General features: G+C 65.1%; 17 protein-coding genes. 3 read left to right on the top strand and 14 right to left on the bottom strand.

Translation table 11 applies throughout. From position 1 onward, the window contains the following. Nucleotides 1-2 precede the first annotated feature (2 nt). Nucleotides 3-479, bottom strand: a complete 477-nt coding sequence (locus ACP8JZ_RS03360) for an NfeD family protein (protein WP_484482683.1) — start codon at nt 477-479, stop codon at nt 3-5. 3 nt (nt 480-482) lie between these two features. Beyond that, complete coding sequence (locus ACP8JZ_RS03355) at nt 483-1,268, bottom strand: ABC transporter ATP-binding protein (RefSeq protein ID WP_484482682.1); 786 nt, start codon at nt 1,266-1,268, stop codon at nt 483-485. Between the two features lie 61 nt (nt 1,269-1,329). On the opposite strand from ACP8JZ_RS03355, the gene ACP8JZ_RS03350 reads away from it, so the two are divergent. Continuing rightward, nucleotides 1,330-2,133 (top strand): hypothetical protein, encoded by an 804-nt coding sequence (locus ACP8JZ_RS03350; RefSeq protein WP_484482681.1) that lies wholly within the window; start codon nt 1,330-1,332, stop codon nt 2,131-2,133. Between the two features lie 104 nt (nt 2,134-2,237). Here ACP8JZ_RS03350 and fabI read toward each other — a convergent pair whose 3' ends face one another. Together fabI and fabG are read right to left on the bottom strand one after the other, a co-directional pair. Next, nucleotides 2,238-3,011 (bottom strand): enoyl-ACP reductase FabI, encoded by a 774-nt coding sequence (fabI, locus tag ACP8JZ_RS03345; protein ID WP_023035527.1) that lies wholly within the window; start codon nt 3,009-3,011, stop codon nt 2,238-2,240. A gap of 104 nt (nt 3,012-3,115) precedes the next feature. Continuing rightward, nucleotides 3,116-3,841 (bottom strand): 3-oxoacyl-ACP reductase FabG, encoded by a 726-nt coding sequence (gene fabG / locus ACP8JZ_RS03340; protein WP_021103086.1) that lies wholly within the window; start codon nt 3,839-3,841, stop codon nt 3,116-3,118. A 430-nt stretch (nt 3,842-4,271) separates the two neighbouring features. Between fabG and ACP8JZ_RS03335 the strand changes: the two genes are divergently transcribed. Next, complete coding sequence (locus ACP8JZ_RS03335; protein WP_484482793.1) at nt 4,272-4,979, top strand: methyltransferase domain-containing protein; 708 nt, start codon at nt 4,272-4,274, stop codon at nt 4,977-4,979. 37 nt (nt 4,980-5,016) lie between these two features. On the opposite strand, the gene ACP8JZ_RS03330 is transcribed toward ACP8JZ_RS03335, so the two are convergent. Together ACP8JZ_RS03330 and ACP8JZ_RS03325 are read right to left on the bottom strand one after the other, a co-directional pair. Next, nucleotides 5,017-5,655, bottom strand: a complete 639-nt coding sequence (locus ACP8JZ_RS03330) for a helix-turn-helix domain-containing protein (RefSeq protein WP_323462914.1) — start codon at nt 5,653-5,655, stop codon at nt 5,017-5,019. Nucleotides 5,656-5,745: 90 nt separating this feature from the next. Beyond that, nucleotides 5,746-7,344 carry an ABC-F family ATP-binding cassette domain-containing protein gene (locus tag ACP8JZ_RS03325; protein WP_036904365.1) on the bottom strand — a complete coding sequence of 533 codons (1,599 nt, stop codon included), beginning with the start codon at nt 7,342-7,344 and terminating at the stop codon, nt 5,746-5,748. A gap of 191 nt (nt 7,345-7,535) precedes the next feature. On the opposite strand from ACP8JZ_RS03325, the gene ACP8JZ_RS03320 reads away from it, so the two are divergent. Continuing rightward, a complete protein-coding gene (locus ACP8JZ_RS03320; RefSeq protein ID WP_023035531.1) occupies nt 7,536-7,892 on the top strand; it encodes a hypothetical protein in 357 nt (118 codons plus the stop codon). Nucleotides 7,893-7,896: 4 nt separating this feature from the next. Here ACP8JZ_RS03320 and ACP8JZ_RS03315 read toward each other — a convergent pair whose 3' ends face one another. The 8 genes from ACP8JZ_RS03315 to ACP8JZ_RS03280 all read right to left on the bottom strand — a co-directional run bounded on the left by ACP8JZ_RS03315 (nt 7,897) and on the right by ACP8JZ_RS03280 (nt 14,771). Next, on the bottom strand, nt 7,897-8,184 hold the full coding sequence (locus ACP8JZ_RS03315) for a metal-sulfur cluster assembly factor (RefSeq protein ID WP_410171571.1): 288 nt from the start codon (nt 8,182-8,184) through the stop codon (nt 7,897-7,899). A 176-nt stretch (nt 8,185-8,360) separates the two neighbouring features. Next, nucleotides 8,361-8,840 (bottom strand): Fe-S cluster assembly sulfur transfer protein SufU, encoded by a 480-nt coding sequence (gene sufU / locus ACP8JZ_RS03310; RefSeq protein WP_021103079.1) that lies wholly within the window; start codon nt 8,838-8,840, stop codon nt 8,361-8,363. Then, entirely contained in the window at nt 8,837-10,114 is a 1,278-nt protein-coding gene (locus tag ACP8JZ_RS03305) for a SufS family cysteine desulfurase (RefSeq protein WP_306517082.1), read from the bottom strand. The genes sufU and ACP8JZ_RS03305 overlap by 4 nt, the downstream gene beginning before the upstream one ends. Continuing rightward, complete coding sequence (gene sufC / locus ACP8JZ_RS03300; RefSeq protein ID WP_021103076.1) at nt 10,114-10,881, bottom strand: Fe-S cluster assembly ATPase SufC; 768 nt, start codon at nt 10,879-10,881, stop codon at nt 10,114-10,116. The genes ACP8JZ_RS03305 and sufC overlap by 1 nt, the downstream gene beginning before the upstream one ends. A 4-nt stretch (nt 10,882-10,885) precedes the next feature. Next, nucleotides 10,886-11,203 carry a non-heme iron oxygenase ferredoxin subunit gene (locus ACP8JZ_RS03295; protein ID WP_277100859.1) on the bottom strand — a complete coding sequence of 106 codons (318 nt, stop codon included), beginning with the start codon at nt 11,201-11,203 and terminating at the stop codon, nt 10,886-10,888. Nucleotides 11,204-11,208: 5 nt separating this feature from the next. Then, nucleotides 11,209-12,306 carry a SufB/SufD family protein gene (locus ACP8JZ_RS03290; protein WP_484482792.1) on the bottom strand — a complete coding sequence of 366 codons (1,098 nt, stop codon included), beginning with the start codon at nt 12,304-12,306 and terminating at the stop codon, nt 11,209-11,211. 159 nt (nt 12,307-12,465) lie between these two features. Beyond that, nucleotides 12,466-13,923: a Fe-S cluster assembly protein SufB gene (gene sufB, locus ACP8JZ_RS03285; RefSeq protein WP_484482680.1), complete on the bottom strand. Its 1,458-nt coding sequence runs from the start codon at nt 13,921-13,923 to the stop codon at nt 12,466-12,468. A gap of 131 nt (nt 13,924-14,054) precedes the next feature. Next, nucleotides 14,055-14,771 carry a helix-turn-helix transcriptional regulator gene (locus tag ACP8JZ_RS03280; protein ID WP_306517115.1) on the bottom strand — a complete coding sequence of 239 codons (717 nt, stop codon included), beginning with the start codon at nt 14,769-14,771 and terminating at the stop codon, nt 14,055-14,057. Between the last annotated feature and the right edge of the window lie 428 nt (nt 14,772-15,199).

Raw genomic sequence — 15,199 nt, 5'->3', positions numbered from 1 at the left:
CGTCACCGCCCACGTGCGTGATCAAGCTGGCCATCGCTCGGATAGACGAGCAACGTCGTCCCCTCCACGGCGTACACCTCGACACGGTCCCCGTCCTCGACTGGGCCTGCCGCATCCACGAGTCGTGCCGTCCACGTGTCTCCGTTGACGCGCACCGTCCCGGAATGGTCGGTGATCTCGCCGAGGGCATATCCCGTCGATCCGACCAGAATGTCCAAGGAGGAGCGGTAGCCCACCGAGTCACGCACCCTGCGCAGCAGGGTGGGGCGTAGCAGGGCGAGCAACAGTCCGGCGACCAGGGCAGCCACCACGACCTGTACCACCCACATATCGGGAGCAATTGCAGCGGCAGCTGCTCCAGCCGCAGCTCCGACCGCCACCATGAGCAGGGTGAAGTCTGCCGTGAGCATCTCGAGGCAACCGAGCACAGCTGCGGCCAGCAACCAGCCGATCCAGGCGTTGTCGTCAAACAGGCTCATGCCTCACCGCACCGCCCGAGCGCTCCATCGCCCGTCATCATGGCTCACCACCAGCGGCAACCCGAATGCCGTGCCGAGCACCTCGGCGGTGAGGATCTGCTCGATCGGGCCAGCCTGCACGATCCGTCCCTCGTCCAGGACCAGGGCATGGGTGATCCCAGCCGGGATCTCCTCCAGATGGTGGGTGACGAGCACCGTGGCGGGAGCTGTCGGATCGGTGCACAGTTCCCCGAGTACCGAGACCAACTGTTCTCGTCCGGCAAGGTCCAGCCCCGCTGCGGGTTCGTCGAGCAGCAGCAGTTCCGGGTCGGTCATGAGGGCCCGAGCAATCTCCACCCGTTTGCGTTCCCCCTCGCTGAGGGTCCCGTAACGGCGCGTCTGCTTACCGGCCAGCCCCATTCGGGCGATGAGTTCATCGGCGCGGGCCTCGTCGGTGGGGTCGTAGGTCTCGCCACGGCGGCCGAGCACCGCCCAGGCAGCCGACACGATGAGGTCGTGCACGGTTTCCTCGTCGGGGATGCGGTGTGCCAGCGCAGACGAACACATGCCGATCCGGGGACGCAGGTCGAAGACGTCGACCGTGCCGAGGATCTCGTCCAGAATTCCCACCAGGCCAGTGGTGGGAAACGTCTGGGCCGCGAGGATTTGCAGCAGGGTCGTCTTGCCAGCACCGTTGGGGCCGACGATCACCCAACGTTCGTCGTCCATGACGGTCCAGTCGAGGTCGTTGAGGATCACATTGTTCCCGCGCCGCACGGTGACATCGGCCAGCTGCACCACTGCACTCATGACAGCGAACCTACCTCACCACGAGCTGCCTCAACCAGTGCCGCGCGCATATCCTCGTGGGGTGCTCGAGATTTCGTTGCGTCTGACCTGTCTGCTCAATGCGCTGGCGGCTGGCACCACGACGGCAGCCCACGCCGAGGAACACCTCAACCGGTGGGCGGTGGCCCACCACGTCAACGATCCGGATGAGTTGTTGGCGCTGCCCGACCACGATCCCATCGCCTCCCTGCCCATCCGTCAGGCCTTGGCACGGTTGGAGCACGGAGGAATCGATCATACACGTGCGCCGGAAAGCGCAGCAGCCGGCATCGTACGCACGGACCCCGAGGCACCGACCGCCTGGGAGCTGGTGCTGCCCACTCCCGGCAACTACGCCGGGCTGCGTGGCCCGGCACGGATCGTCTCCGAGGCTCTCGATACCGGGACAGCGGTGATCTGTCACCAAGGTGCGTGGGCAGGAACGATGTGGATCGGCACCAGGGTGGGGCACGGTGTCCACTGGCGGATCCTACGGGCCAATCCCCCACTGCCCCCGATGTCACCTCTGGAGGCGCTGCAGGAACTGCGCGCCCAGATGCGTCATACGGCCGACCTGCTGGAGGGTCTGGGGCTGAGCGCCGGTGAGCGTCCGGACACCGTGGCTCCCCGGCTCGGCAGCGGATACTCCAGCGGGGACCAGGCCGTGCTGGAGACGGCCTGGACGGTGTGGCACGCATGCCAGGCCGGGCTGGACTCGGCGCACGAGGTACTCACCGCCCACGGCGTGCGAACCAGGCTGGATGCGCTGTACCACCTGCGCCACGCCGCAGGACAGGCCATCACTGCCGCAACGGCGTGGCCCAGAACCGCCCGTCCACCACACTGATCCCCTCCCCGACCCTCAAGGGCCGGGTTCTCAGGGGCCGAGGGCACGGAACGTGAGTGCGTCGGGCGGTGCAGATCTTCGCCAGTGCCGAGGGAGGTGGTTTCTCAGGCCCCGGTGGAGTGCAGACCGCCGTCGACGTGGATCATCTCGCCGGTGGTGGCGGGGAACCAGTCCGAGAGCAGGGAGACGATCGCCCTGGCCACGGCCGTGCTGTCCTTGGGGTCCCAGCCCAGCGGGGCACGTTCGGACCAGACGTCGTTGAACTGCGAGGCCCCCGGGATGGCCTTCTTGGCAACGGTGTCCAGCGGGCCGGCTGCCACGAGGTTGCAGCGAATGCCGTCCTTGCCGAGGTATCGGGCGAGGTAGCGGTTGGCCGACTCCAGACCTGCCTTGGCCACCCCCATCCAGTCGTAGAACGGCCAGCTGACGGTGGCGTCGAAGGTGAGTCCGACGACCGAGGCGTCCTGCGTCAGCATCGGTGCCAGGGCGCGAGCCAGCGCCACGTAGGAGTAGGTCGAGGTGTGCAGCGCGACATCGACGTCGTCCCACTCGGTGCTCAGGAAGGCACCACCCAGGGCACGTTCCGGGTTGGCGAAGGCGATGGCATGGACGACACCGTCGAGCTTGTCCACACCAAGATCGTTGAGCACCGACGGCAGGGCCGTCAGCTGATCGGCATCGGTGACGTCGAGCTCGATGACGTCTGGTTCGACGTCGAGTCGGCGCACGGCCCGTCGGGTGGCGCCGATGGCCCGCTCCAGATTGGAGACGATGACCCGGGCACCCTCCTGCTGGGCGAGCTGGGCGGCGCGGAACGCGATGGAGGTGGGCATCGTCACACCGGTGACGAGGATGGTGCGTCCGTCAAGGAGTCCCATGAACATTCCTTTCAGAGAATTGTGATCGTGAATTGTTGGCCTCAGTCGTGACTGGCCTCGGTCATGACTGCTGGGTGCCACGCAAGCTGTTGGCTGAGCTGTGGTCAGTGCCCCATGACCAGGCCACCGTCGACGGGCAGCACGGTTCCGTTGATGTAGCCGGCCTCGTCGCTGACGAGGAACTTCACAGCGGCGACGACGTCGTCCACCTCACCCAACCGCTTGGCGGGGATGCGTTCGAGATAGCTCGCGACGGTCTTCTCCGGCAGCCCGGCGGTCATGTCGGTGTTGATGAATCCGGGAGCGACGAGGTTCGCGGTGACGCCACGTGACCCCAGTTCCCGGGCCACCGAGCGGGCCAGACCGATCATTGCGGACTTGGAGGCGGCGTAGTTCACCTGACCGGCGGAACCCAGCAGCCCCACCACCGAGGAGATCGCGACAATTCGGCCGAACCGGGCTCGTGTCATGCCACGGGCGGCTCGACGCACGACCCGGTAGGTGCCGGTGAGATTCGTGTCGACGACCGAGGTGAAGTCGTCCTCCTTCATGCGTGCCAGCAGCCCATCGCGGGTAACCCCAGCGTTGGCGACGAGCACCTCGACCGGTCCGAGCTGCTCCTCGACGGTGGTGAAGGCGTGGTCCACGGATTCGGAGTCGGTGACGTCACACACCACCGGAAGCACACCGTCGGGGGCCTTCCCAGATCGGCTGGTGGCGGCAACTCGGTAGCCTGCCTGGGCCAGTGCAGCGGCGATGGCAGCGCCGATTCCTCGGGATCCGCCAGTGACCAGGGCGACACGGCCTGCATTGACTTGCTGTTCGCTCATACCGTAAACCTAGCGCGCTGGGCGCTCTGACGCCCAGCGCTGGGTCAAAAGTCGCGACGGGCTGAAATTCGGACGGGTTGAAATCAGTTGGTGCCGAATTCTCCCTGCAGTTGCGTGTCGGTGCTGCTCCCCCGGTGCTCGCACTCCTGTTGCTCACCCTTCGGCCCTGTTACCAGACTTCGGCACAGAAACCTCACGGATGGCGTTGACGCCAGACCGCCGTGTGCTGGGGGCAGGGTACAGTCGCTGTACATGCCCACCGAGGAGAGACATGGTCGCACACATTGAGCGTCTGGAACCGGTCATCGACTGGTTGGCCTGCCCCGTGTGTGCCCGGCAAGGCTGCTGGCAGCGACTCACGGCGGACGGCACCAGCCTTGTCTGCCCGCACCGCCACACCATTGACGTGGCCAGGCAGGGATATGCCACCATGACGGCTGGTCCGGCCGGCGTCAATGCCGACACCGCCGCGATGCTTGACGCCCGCACCCGAGTGCTGTCCAGCGGGTTGCTCGACCCGGTGGACGATCTGCTGGCCCGTCGTCTGCACGGCGCACGCCGCATTCTTGAGGTGGGTGCCGGAACCGGGTTTCATCTGGCAGCGGTGCTGGACAGGCTGGGCGCACCGGCACAGGGATTGGCGACCGACATCTCCCCCGCTGCGGTGCGACGCGCTGCCGTGGCCCATCCCCGGATGTCTGCCGTGGTGGCCGACACCTGGCAGCAGATCCCGCTGCGCGACGGCCAGGTGGACGCGATCATGTGCATCTTCGCGCCACGCAACCGTGCCGAGTTCGCTCGCGTCCTCCACGACGGGGGAACCCTCGTCGTCGTCACCCCCATGGCGGACCACCTGATGCAGTTGAGGGACCTCACAAGGATGATCTCGGTCGCGCCACACAAGCAGTCCACCCTGCTCGCGTCATTGTCCGGATCCTTCGAACCGGTGGCTCGCGATCACATTCGCAGGACGGTGACACTCGAACCAGACCTGGCCGCCGACGTCGTGGCCATGGGACCGAGCGCCCACCATGCCGCTGCTGCGCACCTGGATGACTCGGTGGATGTCACCGTTGCCCTGGAGGTGACCACACTGCGCAGGACGGCATCACATGCGGCGAAGGAGTCCGATGGGTGAAGGCGCCTGAGGACGCCACGTCCCACCCCGGCAAGGGTCATTCTCCGGCATCGGCCGCCGGACGGCTCCTCGCCGAGTGCCGGGCCCGTTCCAGCGCCGACTCGGCCTGTTCGAACACTCGCTGCGCCTTCTCAGCCTTGCGAGCCTTGCGCTTGGCCTTCTTGACCGCTGCCTTGCGCTTGGCCTTCGAGGCACCGTTCTTCTTGATCTTCCTGGCCTTGCGACGAGCCTTGTCAGCCTTGTGTCGCGCAGCCTTGGCGTGTTTCCTGGCCTTCTTGAGGTCAGACTTGAGTTCGGACGTCGAGGGAGCGTCGGGGTCCTCCTGGGGCTCCGACGGGTCGGGAGGAATGACACCCTTCTCGTCCTGGGGATGCTCACGGGCCTCGTCATGGGACTGCTCACGGGCAGGGGAATCCGGGCCAGTCATTGGGCCGTGGCTGGGGCCTTCTGAACGATGGGCCTGTTGGGCCCGAACCTGTGGCGATGCTGGATTGGCCCCACCACGAGCCCGAAACTGCACCCCGGCCTCCGTCAGCAACCTCTGACACAGACCGTAGGATCGTCCAATCTCTCGGGCCAGAGCCCGGATCGACGCGCCCTGTTCGTAGCGATGGGCAAGCTCACGCGCCATGGCCTGACGTTCGGCCCCGACGAGACGGGGTGGACGGGTGGGCATGAAACCTCCTGATGGCCATGGGCACAAGGGTGACATCGCAGAACACGAGTGTGTGACATTTTATGACGTCACGCTCGTCACCGCTGGTAGTCACGACAACGAGATGAGCTCGGCGTAGTCGTCCCCCCACATGTCCTCCACCCCGTCGGGCAGCATGAGGACGCGATCGGGCTCGAGAGCTCGCACTGCTCCCTCGTCGTGGGTGACGAGGACGATGGCCCCGCCGAAGTTGGCGATGGCACCCAGCACCTGCTCCCGGCTGGCTGGATCAAGGTTGTTGGTGGGTTCGTCGAGCAGCAGGACGTTGGCCGAGGACACCACCAAGGTGGCCAGGGCCACTCGGGTCTTCTCACCACCGGAAAGTACCCGCACCGGCTTGTCGACGTCGTCACCGGTGAAGAGGAACGAGCCGAGGATCTTGCGCATCTCGGTCTCGTTGAGATCCTGGGCGGCCGAGGCCATGTTCTCCAGGATCGTGCGGTCCATGTCGAGCAGATCGTGCTCCTGGGCGAAGTAGCCGATCTTGAGCCCGTGCCCCGCAATGACCTCTCCGGTGTCGGGCTGCTCGGCACCGGCCAGGATGCGCAGCAGGGTCGTCTTGCCGGCACCATTGAGCCCCAGGATGACGACCTGACTGCCACGATCGATCGCCAGGTCCACCCCGGTGAAGACCTCCAGGGAACCGTAGGTCTTGGTGAGGTTCCTGGCCATGAGAGGCGTCTTGCCGCATGGTGCGGGCTCCGGGAACCGGATGGCGGCCACCTTGTCGGCGGCCCGCTCCCCCTCCACGGCGTCGAGCATGCGTTCTGCTCGTCGTGCCATGTTCTTGGCAGCGACGGCCTTGGTGGCCTTGGCCCCCATCTTCTCGGCCTGGGCCTGCAGGGCCGAGGCCTTGCGTTCGGCGTTGATGCGCTCCTTGTGGCGACGTTTCTCGTCGGCAGCGCGCTGGCGCAGGTAGAGCTTCCACCCCATGGAGTAGATGTCGATCGTCGAGCGGTTGGCGTCCAGGTGGAACACCTTGTTGACGGTGGCCTCCACCAGATCCGTGTCGTGGCTGATCATGAGGACGCCACCGGAGTATGACTGCAGGAAACTCCGCAGCCAGACGATGGAGTCGGCGTCCAGGTGGTTGGTGGGCTCGTCGAGCAGCAGGGTGTCGGCCCCGGAGAAGAGGATGCGGGCAAGTTCCACTCGGCGCCGCTGACCGCCGGAGAGATTCCTCAATGGTTGGGAGAGCACCCGGTCGGGCAGCGCCAGGTTGGACGAGATACGTGCCGCCTCAGCCTCGGCCCCGTAGCCACCAGCTGCGACCAGACGGGCCTCGGCCTTGGTGTACTTGTCCATGGCACGGTCGCGTTCCTCGCCAGTGGCCGTCGCCATGGTCTGTTCCAGGTCGTGCATACGGTCCAGCAGATGGTCCAGCCCACGGGCCTGGAGGATCCGGTCCCGAGCCAGGGTGTCCATGTCCGGGTCGCGTGGATCCTGCGGCAGGTAGCCCAACGTACCGGTGCGTCGTACCGTACCCGACGTCGGGAGACCTTCACCGGCAAGGATGCGGGTGAGCGTCGTCTTGCCGGCGCCATTTCGGCCCACCAGACCAATCTTGTCGCCAGCAATGACCTGAAAACTCACGGGCTTGAGCAGCAACCGGGCACCGACTCGAACCTCAACATCATTGACCTGCAGCACCCGCATATATTGCCCCGCTGCCGGGGCATAACCCAAACCGTCTCTGGCGAATAACCGCTTCCACACCTCGAATGTCGGTGGCACGACGCCCTCACATCTGCGAAGACCGCACGACACGAACTGGTGTGCCGATTCCCACCTCGCAGTGACCACTGCCGGACATCCTTGACCAACCCTGTCAGAATGGGCCCATGGCTTCTCCGCGGCACGCTGCACCTGCTCCTGATGACGAACCGGATCTCGCCGAGCTCAACCGGGCCTGGCGCCGTTATCTTGCATGGATCATCGCAGGACTCGTCATTGCCGTCCTTGGCCTGGTGATCTTCGGATACCTCGGCTGGTGGAGCATGTGCGGAGTGGCCTCCGGCACGTGCGGACACACCGAGCCCGCCATCTACTGGGGGTCGACAATCAGCGCCGGTCTGCTGGGCGGCCTCATCGGTCTGCTGCTGCAGGGCTGGCTGGACAAGCGCACGAGCACGATCATCGCGATCAGCGCAGGGGCTGGGATCATCGTGCTCATGAGCATCTTCTGGTTGCTCGTCTGAGGGATCAGACGTTGAACCCGATCGCCTGCAGCTGGGTCCGTCCATCATCGGTGATACGCTCCAGCCCCCACGGTGGCAGCCACACCCAGTTGATGCGCACCGAGTTGACGAGCCCCTCCAGAACGGTCTGGGTGTCGTACTCCAGTCGGTCGGTGAGCGGACAGGCAGGGCTGGTGAGCGTCATGTCGATGACGACATTGCCGTCGTCATCGATGTCAACGCCGTAGACGAGCCCGAGATCCACGACGTTGACCATGAGCTCGGGGTCGATGACATCCTTCATGGCCTCGATGACGTCGTCGACGCTGGGCTTGACCGAGCTGCGGGCAGCAGCGGCCTGTTCCGAGAAAGACTCCGAGTCCGGTGTGGACTCGGGGGTCTTGGGCCCCGATCCGTCCGGCAGCACGTCGTCAACAAGGTCCGAGGGTTTGGTCTCAGGGTTGTCCGTCATCTCAGTGTCCCCTTTCCTCAGGACGCGTCGGTGGTCTGGGTGGCGTGGGTACCAGCGTCGCCCAGGACGTCGCTCTCGACGAGGGCGTCCTCCAGGGCTGACCAGCCGAGCATGGCGCACTTCACCCGCGCCATGAGCTGGGCCACTCCCTGGAAGGCCACGGCATCCTCATAGGCCTCCTCGTCCAGGCTGATGGTGCCGCGTGAGCGCATCATCTCCTGAAAACCCCGGTACAGCTGCTGGGCCTGTTCGGCAGTTTTCCCGATGACGAGATCGGTCATCACCGAGGTGGAGGCCTGCGAGATGGAACAGCCCACCGAGTCGTAGGAGACGTCGGTGATGGTGTCACCGTCCAGGTGCAGACGTAGCTTGAGCTCGTCACCGCACGACGGGTTGACCTGACTCACCTCGGCGGCGTAGCCGTCCCGCAGTCCGCTGTGGTGCTTCTCCTTGTAGTGGTCAAGGATGATCTGCTGATACATCTCCTCGACGTTCATGACCGCGTCCCTCCGACGAAGAAATTGCGTGCGTGGTCGACGGACTCGACGAGTCGATCGATCTCGGCCTCCGTGGTGTACAGGTATGACGACGCACGCAGCGACGACTGTATTCCCAGTCGCTCGTGCAACGGCCGGGCACAGTGGTGACCACCGCGCACGGCGACACCGCGACCGTCCATGATGCTCATGGCGTCGTGCGGGTGCACACCGTCGACGGTGAACGAGACGGTGCCGGTACGAGCCGTGGCATCCGTGGGGCCGAGGATGTGCACCCCGGGCACCGACCCCAGCCCCTCGAGCATGAGTGCAGCCAGCCGATGTTCTCGCTGGGCGATGGCAGCCATTCCGACCTCGTCCAGGTAGTCGGCAGCGACCGCGAGGGCCGTCAGCTGGGCGATCGGCGGGGTGCCTGCCTCGAAGCGGTGCGGGGGTTTGGCATAGGTGGAACCCGTCATGCGCACGACCTCGATCATCTCCCCGCCACCAAGGAAGGGTGGCAGGTCGTCGAGCAGGTCGTAGCGCCCCCACAGGATGCCGATGCCGGTGGGGCCGAGCATCTTGTGGCCGGTGAAGGCGAGCAGGTCCACCCCGAGTTCGGTGACGTCCACTGGCATCTGTGGCACGGCCTGGGAGGCATCGACGACGACGACCGCGCCCACCTGATGCGCCCACTGGGCGATGCGCTGCACCGGGTTGATCGTGCCCAGCACGTTGGAGGCCAGGGCCAGTGAGACGACCTTGGTGTGCTCATTGATGAGTCCCTCGCGCTCGGCCTTGTCAAGATCGAGTTGGCCGTCGTCGGTGATGTCGAACCAGCGCAGTTTCGCCCCGGTACGTTCACACACCAGCTGCCAGGGCACCAGATTGGAGTGGTGCTCCATGATGGTGATGACGACCTCGTCGCGGGGGCCGAGTCGGGTTCCGAGGGTGTTCGCGGCAAGGTTCAGCGCCTCGGAGGCATTGGACAGGGCGACGACCTCCTCGGGTCGACTCGCCCCGAGGAACTGGGCGATACGCTCACGTCCACCCTCGAATGCCTGGGTGGCCTCCAGACCCAGCCGGTGCATCGCCCGGGCGACATTGGCGTTGTGCTGGCCGTAGTGCTCGGCGATGGCATCGATGACCACCTGGGGTTTCTGGGAGGTGTTGGCCGAGTCGAGATAGGTCAGCGGGTGGCCGCCCACCTCCCGATCGAGGATCGGGAAATCGGCCCTGATGGCTGCGACATCGGCCTCGGAAAGACTGGCCGTGGCATCGACGTTGCCAGCCATCAGGCGTTGGCCTTTGCAGCCTCGACGTACTTCTCGTAGCCGGTGGCCTCGAGTTCCTCACCCAGCTCCGGCCCGCCAGTGGTGATGACGCGTCCGTCGACGAAGACGTGCACCTGGGAGGCCTTCACGTATCGCAGGATGCGGGTGTAGTGGGTGATGAGCATGAGCCCCCTGGAGGAGTCCTCCAGGTAATGGTTGACGGCCTTGGAGACAACCTTGAGGGCGTCGATGTCCAGTCCGGAGTCGGTCTCGTCGAGAATGGCGACCTTGGGGTGCAGCAGCTCGAGCTGGGCCATCTCGGAGCGCTTCTTCTCGCCACCGGAGAATCCCTCGTTGACCGAACGCTCGGCGAAGTCGGGGTCGAGCTCCTGACGGGTCAGGGCGTCATTGACCTCCTTGACCCAGGTGCGCAGCTTGGGGGCCTGTCCGTCCACGGCAGTGCGCGCGGTGCGCAGGAAGTTCGACATGGAGACACCCGGCACCTCGACCGGGTACTGCATGGACAGGAACAGTCCGGCGCGAGCCCGCTCGTCGACGCTCATGGCGAGCAGGTCCTCACCGTCGAGGGTCACCGAGCCGCCGGTGACGGTGTACTTGGGGTGGCCTGCCAAGGTGTAGGCCAGGGTGGACTTGCCGGAGCCGTTGGGGCCCATGATGGCGTGCACCTCACCGGAGTTGATGGTGAGGTCGACGCCCTTGAGGATCTCCTTGGGGCCGGCTTCGGTCTCGACATTGGCGTGAAGATCGGTGATCTGCAGGGTAGCCATGGGTTCAGGACTCCTTCATGGGGTTGTCGACGTCGACGAGGACGTCGTCGCCGTCAATGGTCACGGGGTAGACGGGGACCGGCTCGGTGGCCGGGAGGCTCAAGGGTTTTCCGGTGTGCAGGTCGAACATCGCGCCGTGCATGTAACACTCCAAGGCGCATTTCTCGACGTCACCGTCCACGAGGGGGACGGCGGCATGTGAGCACAGGGCGGAGATGGCGAACACGTCGCCCTCGGTACGTACCAGCACGACGTCGGTGCCATTGACGTTCGTCTCGACCGGTGTGTCGTCATCCAGTTCGTGCAGGCTGGCTGCCTTCACGGCGCTCACTGCCCTGCTCCTTCGACGGCTGGGGACTCGGAGGTGCCCAGGGCATCGACCAGTTCGGACTCGATGCGCTCGATGAGCTCGTCACTCACCGACTCCACACCGATACGCCGCACGATGTCGGTGAAGAATCCGTGCACTACCAGGCGACGGGCCTCGACCTCGTCGATGCCACGGGCCTGCAGGTAGAACAGCTGATCGGCGTCGAATCGTCCGGTGGATGCGGAGTGCCCGGCTCCGCGGATGCGTCCGGTCTGGATCTCCAGGTTCGGCACGGCGTCGGCACGGCAACCCTCGGTGAGCACGAGGTTCTTGTTGGACTCGAAGGTCTCGATGTCCTCGGCGGTGGGACGGATGAGCACGTCCCCGATCCACACCGAGTGGGCATCCTGGCCCTGCAGACATCCGCGGTAGTCCACGTGTGACACGCTGCGCGGCTCGTTGTGGTCGACGAACAGCCGATGCTCGACGTGCTGATCGGCGTCGACGAAGTAGGCGCCAAGATCGGTGAGGTCACCCCCGGGGCCGGTGTAGCGGGCTGCCTGACTCACACGAACCGCCTTGCCACCGAACGACGCCTGGGCGGTGCGCACGACGGCGTCCCGCCCGATCTCGAAGGCGATCTGGGCACCGTGGACGGCCTCGGCCTCCCACTCCTGGATGAACAGGACGACGACATGGGCCTCGTCGCCGACCCGGAAGGTCCAGTTCTCACCGAGCTGGGCCGTGCCGCGGTAGCGCACGATGACCGTCGCACGAGCGTTGTGCCCGATCTCCACGACGACGTTCTGGAATGCCGCCTCCTCGACGCCGGTTCCGGTGAGGGTGGTCTCGATCGGGGAGTCGAGTTCGACGTCATCGGGAACGACGATGTGACGGGGGGCATGAGTGGAATTGGCCGCGGCCATCATCGAGATGCGATCCTGTGGCGTCTCGGCGAGGTCGTGGAGCCGGGCAGGATCGAGTTCGTCCACCTGCACCGATTCCGGCGCGTCGATCGTCCAGTCGAGGCACGCCGTGGTCGTCTGTTCGGCCAGCACGGTGGCGAACTTGGCGATGGGAGTGAATCGCCAGACCTCCTCGTGCCCGGTGGGCATGGGATGATCGGCAACCTGCCAGGACGGGGTGGGATGGAGATGGGACTCGACGTCGCCCTCAATGGTGACGTTGTGTTCCTTGTCGGTTGGAGCCGACGAGCTCTGAGGTGCGCTCAACGCAATCTGCCTTTCTGAGAATGTCTGATGTGCGTGCCGGCGTCAGCCGACGGCACCTTCCATCTGAATTTCGATGAGCCGGTTGAGCTCGAGGGCGTACTCCATCGGCAGCTCCTTGGCGATGGGTTCGACGAATCCACGCACGATCATGGCCATCGCCTCCTCTTCGGTCATTCCACGCTGCATGAGGTAGAAGAGTTGGTCCTCGCTCACCTTCGACACCGTCGCCTCGTGGGCCATCGACACCTCGTCGGTACGGATGTCGTTGTAGGGATAGGTGTCGGAGCGCGAGATGTCATCGACGAGTAGGGCGTCACAACGCACGGCCGACGAGGAGTGGTGTGCCCGCTTGTTGACACGCACCAGGCCACGGTAGGCCGAGCGTCCACCTCCCTGGGAGATCGACTTGGAGACGATCGTGGAGGACGTGTGGGGTGCCATGTGCACCATCTTGGCGCCGGTGTCCTGGTACTGACCCTCGGAGGCGAAGGCCACCGAGAGCGCCTCACCCTTGGCATTGGGCCCCATGAGATAGCAGGCCGGGTACTTCATGTTGGCCTTGGACCCAATGTTGCCGTCGATCCACTCCATCGTGCCGCCCTCCTCGACGTAGGCACGCTGGGTGACGAGGTTGTAGACGTTGTTGGACCAGTTCTGGATGGTCGTGTACCGGCACCGGGCGTTCTTCTTGACGATGATCTCCACGATGGCGGCGTGCAGGGAGTCCGACTTGTAGATCGGTGCGGTGCATCCCTCGACGTAGTGCACGTAGGAGTCCTCGTCGGCGATGATGAGGGTGCGCTCGAACTGGCCGAGGTTCTCGGTGTTCATGCGGAAGTACGCCTGCAACGGAATGGTGCAGTGCACCCCCTTGGGCACGTAGATGAACGATCCACCCGACCACACGGCGGTGTTGAGGGCAGCGAACTTGTTGTCGCCGGCTGGCACTGCGGTACCGAAGTACTCCTCGAACAGTTCCGGGTACTCTCGCAGGGCGGTGTCGGTGTCGAGGAAGATGACGCCCTGACGTTCGAGTTCCTCATTGATCTTGTTGTAGACGACCTCGGATTCGTACTGGGCGGCGACACCGGCCACCAGGCGATCCTTCTCGGCCTCGGGAATGCCCAGACGGTCGTAGGTGGTGCGGATGTCGTCGGGAAGGTCGTCCCAGGACTCGGCCTGCCGATCCGAGGCACGCACGAAGTACTTGATGTCGTCGAAGTTGACCGAGTCCAGGTTGACTCCCCAGGTCGGCATCGGCTTGCGATCGAAGATGCGCAACGCCTTGAGTCGGCGTTGCAGCATCCACTCCGGTTCATTCTTCAGCGTGGAGATGCCCCGGACGACGTCCTCGGAGAGCCCACGCTGGGATGCCGCGGCATAGGCGTCGGAATCGTGCCAGCCGTACTTGTAGCCTGACAGCGCAGCGATGTGCTCGTCCTGGCTCTCCCCGGTGCCGGGCAGGGCGGCGTCGGAGGTGGTGTTGTCTACCTGGGTCATTGATCAGCCTTTCGGATGGATCACTCATCGGTGGAAGCCGGGGTGGCCGCACAATGACACAGTGTCCTTGCCACGACCGGATCCGCAGGCTCAGTTTTCACGCAGCCATTGTTGCGTAAATGCCGAGCTCGTCAAAGTTTGCCGTCTGTGGACTGCGGGGGCAACGGATTTCGCCGGCGAATGAGATCGACGTCGATGGGGACGTGAGTGGTGCACACCCCATCGCCGTGCGCAATGGTGGCAAGCCGTTGCACCCGCGAACCCAGAAGTTCGGAGAACAGCTGGGTCTCGGCCTCACACATCTGCGGGAAGGCCTTGGCCACCTCGGCCACCGGGCAGTTGTGCTGGCAGATCTGCTGGCCAACGGCAGCCGGAACCGTCGAGGCGGCGTAGCCATCGGCGGACAGGGCCTCTGCCAACGCCTCGACCGGATCTCGCTGGGGGTCCTGCTCCCGCAGCGCCCGGTACCTGGCCTCGATGTCGTCCACCCGAGCCTGGGCGACGGCGTTGAGGGCGTCAGGGCCACCGGCCCGGGCGAGTTGCCGCAGGGCAGCGATGGCAAGCGCGTCATAGGCCGTGTAGTAGTCGGCGCGACCGGAATCGGTGAGGCAGAACACCCGGGACGGGCGTCCTCTCCCCCGAGCCCCGAAGACTCGCTGTTCCCGGGACTCGACGACCCCGTCCTCGGTGAGGGTGGTGAGATGACGACGGACGGCCGCGGCAGTGAGACCCAGTCGGTCGGCAAGCTCAGCAGCCGTCGACGGGCCATTGTGCAGAATCGACGAGATGACGCGCTGCCGGGTCGAACCGTCCGGGACCACACCATGCTGAGCAGTACCCGGTTCCAGCGTGAAGTGGGCAGAATTCTGCCCACTCGCAACGTCACCAAGGGGCTGTACCGCCGGGGTTGCGTCGGCCGGCGTCAGGGCGTCAGAGGATTCCACAACCCCATTGTTGCGTAATTTGGTTTCTCCGCAACCCGTCCTCGCAGACCAACGCCATCAGCGTACTGGCGAATCCGCCATTCCTCACTCATGTGGTGGTTGACAAGGACGAGGACGAGGCTCTTCGGGGAGCGCTCACCTTCACTGAGCTGTCCACAAACGCTCACCCACAGTGAGCGTTTCCCCTGGTTTTTGTGGCGTTGCCCACACAGTATGCCGAGATCGCTGACACCACGACATCACCCTCCTACCATGAGATTGAATCCCTGCACGGATGCAGGGGACGCGATTTTCAGAGACGAAGAAGGTGAGCCGTATGGCCACGAATTCTC

It is taken from the genome of Cutibacterium sp. LaCa_286 (genome assembly GCF_057198075.1).
This window is presented reverse-complemented; position numbering and strand designations above follow the sequence as displayed.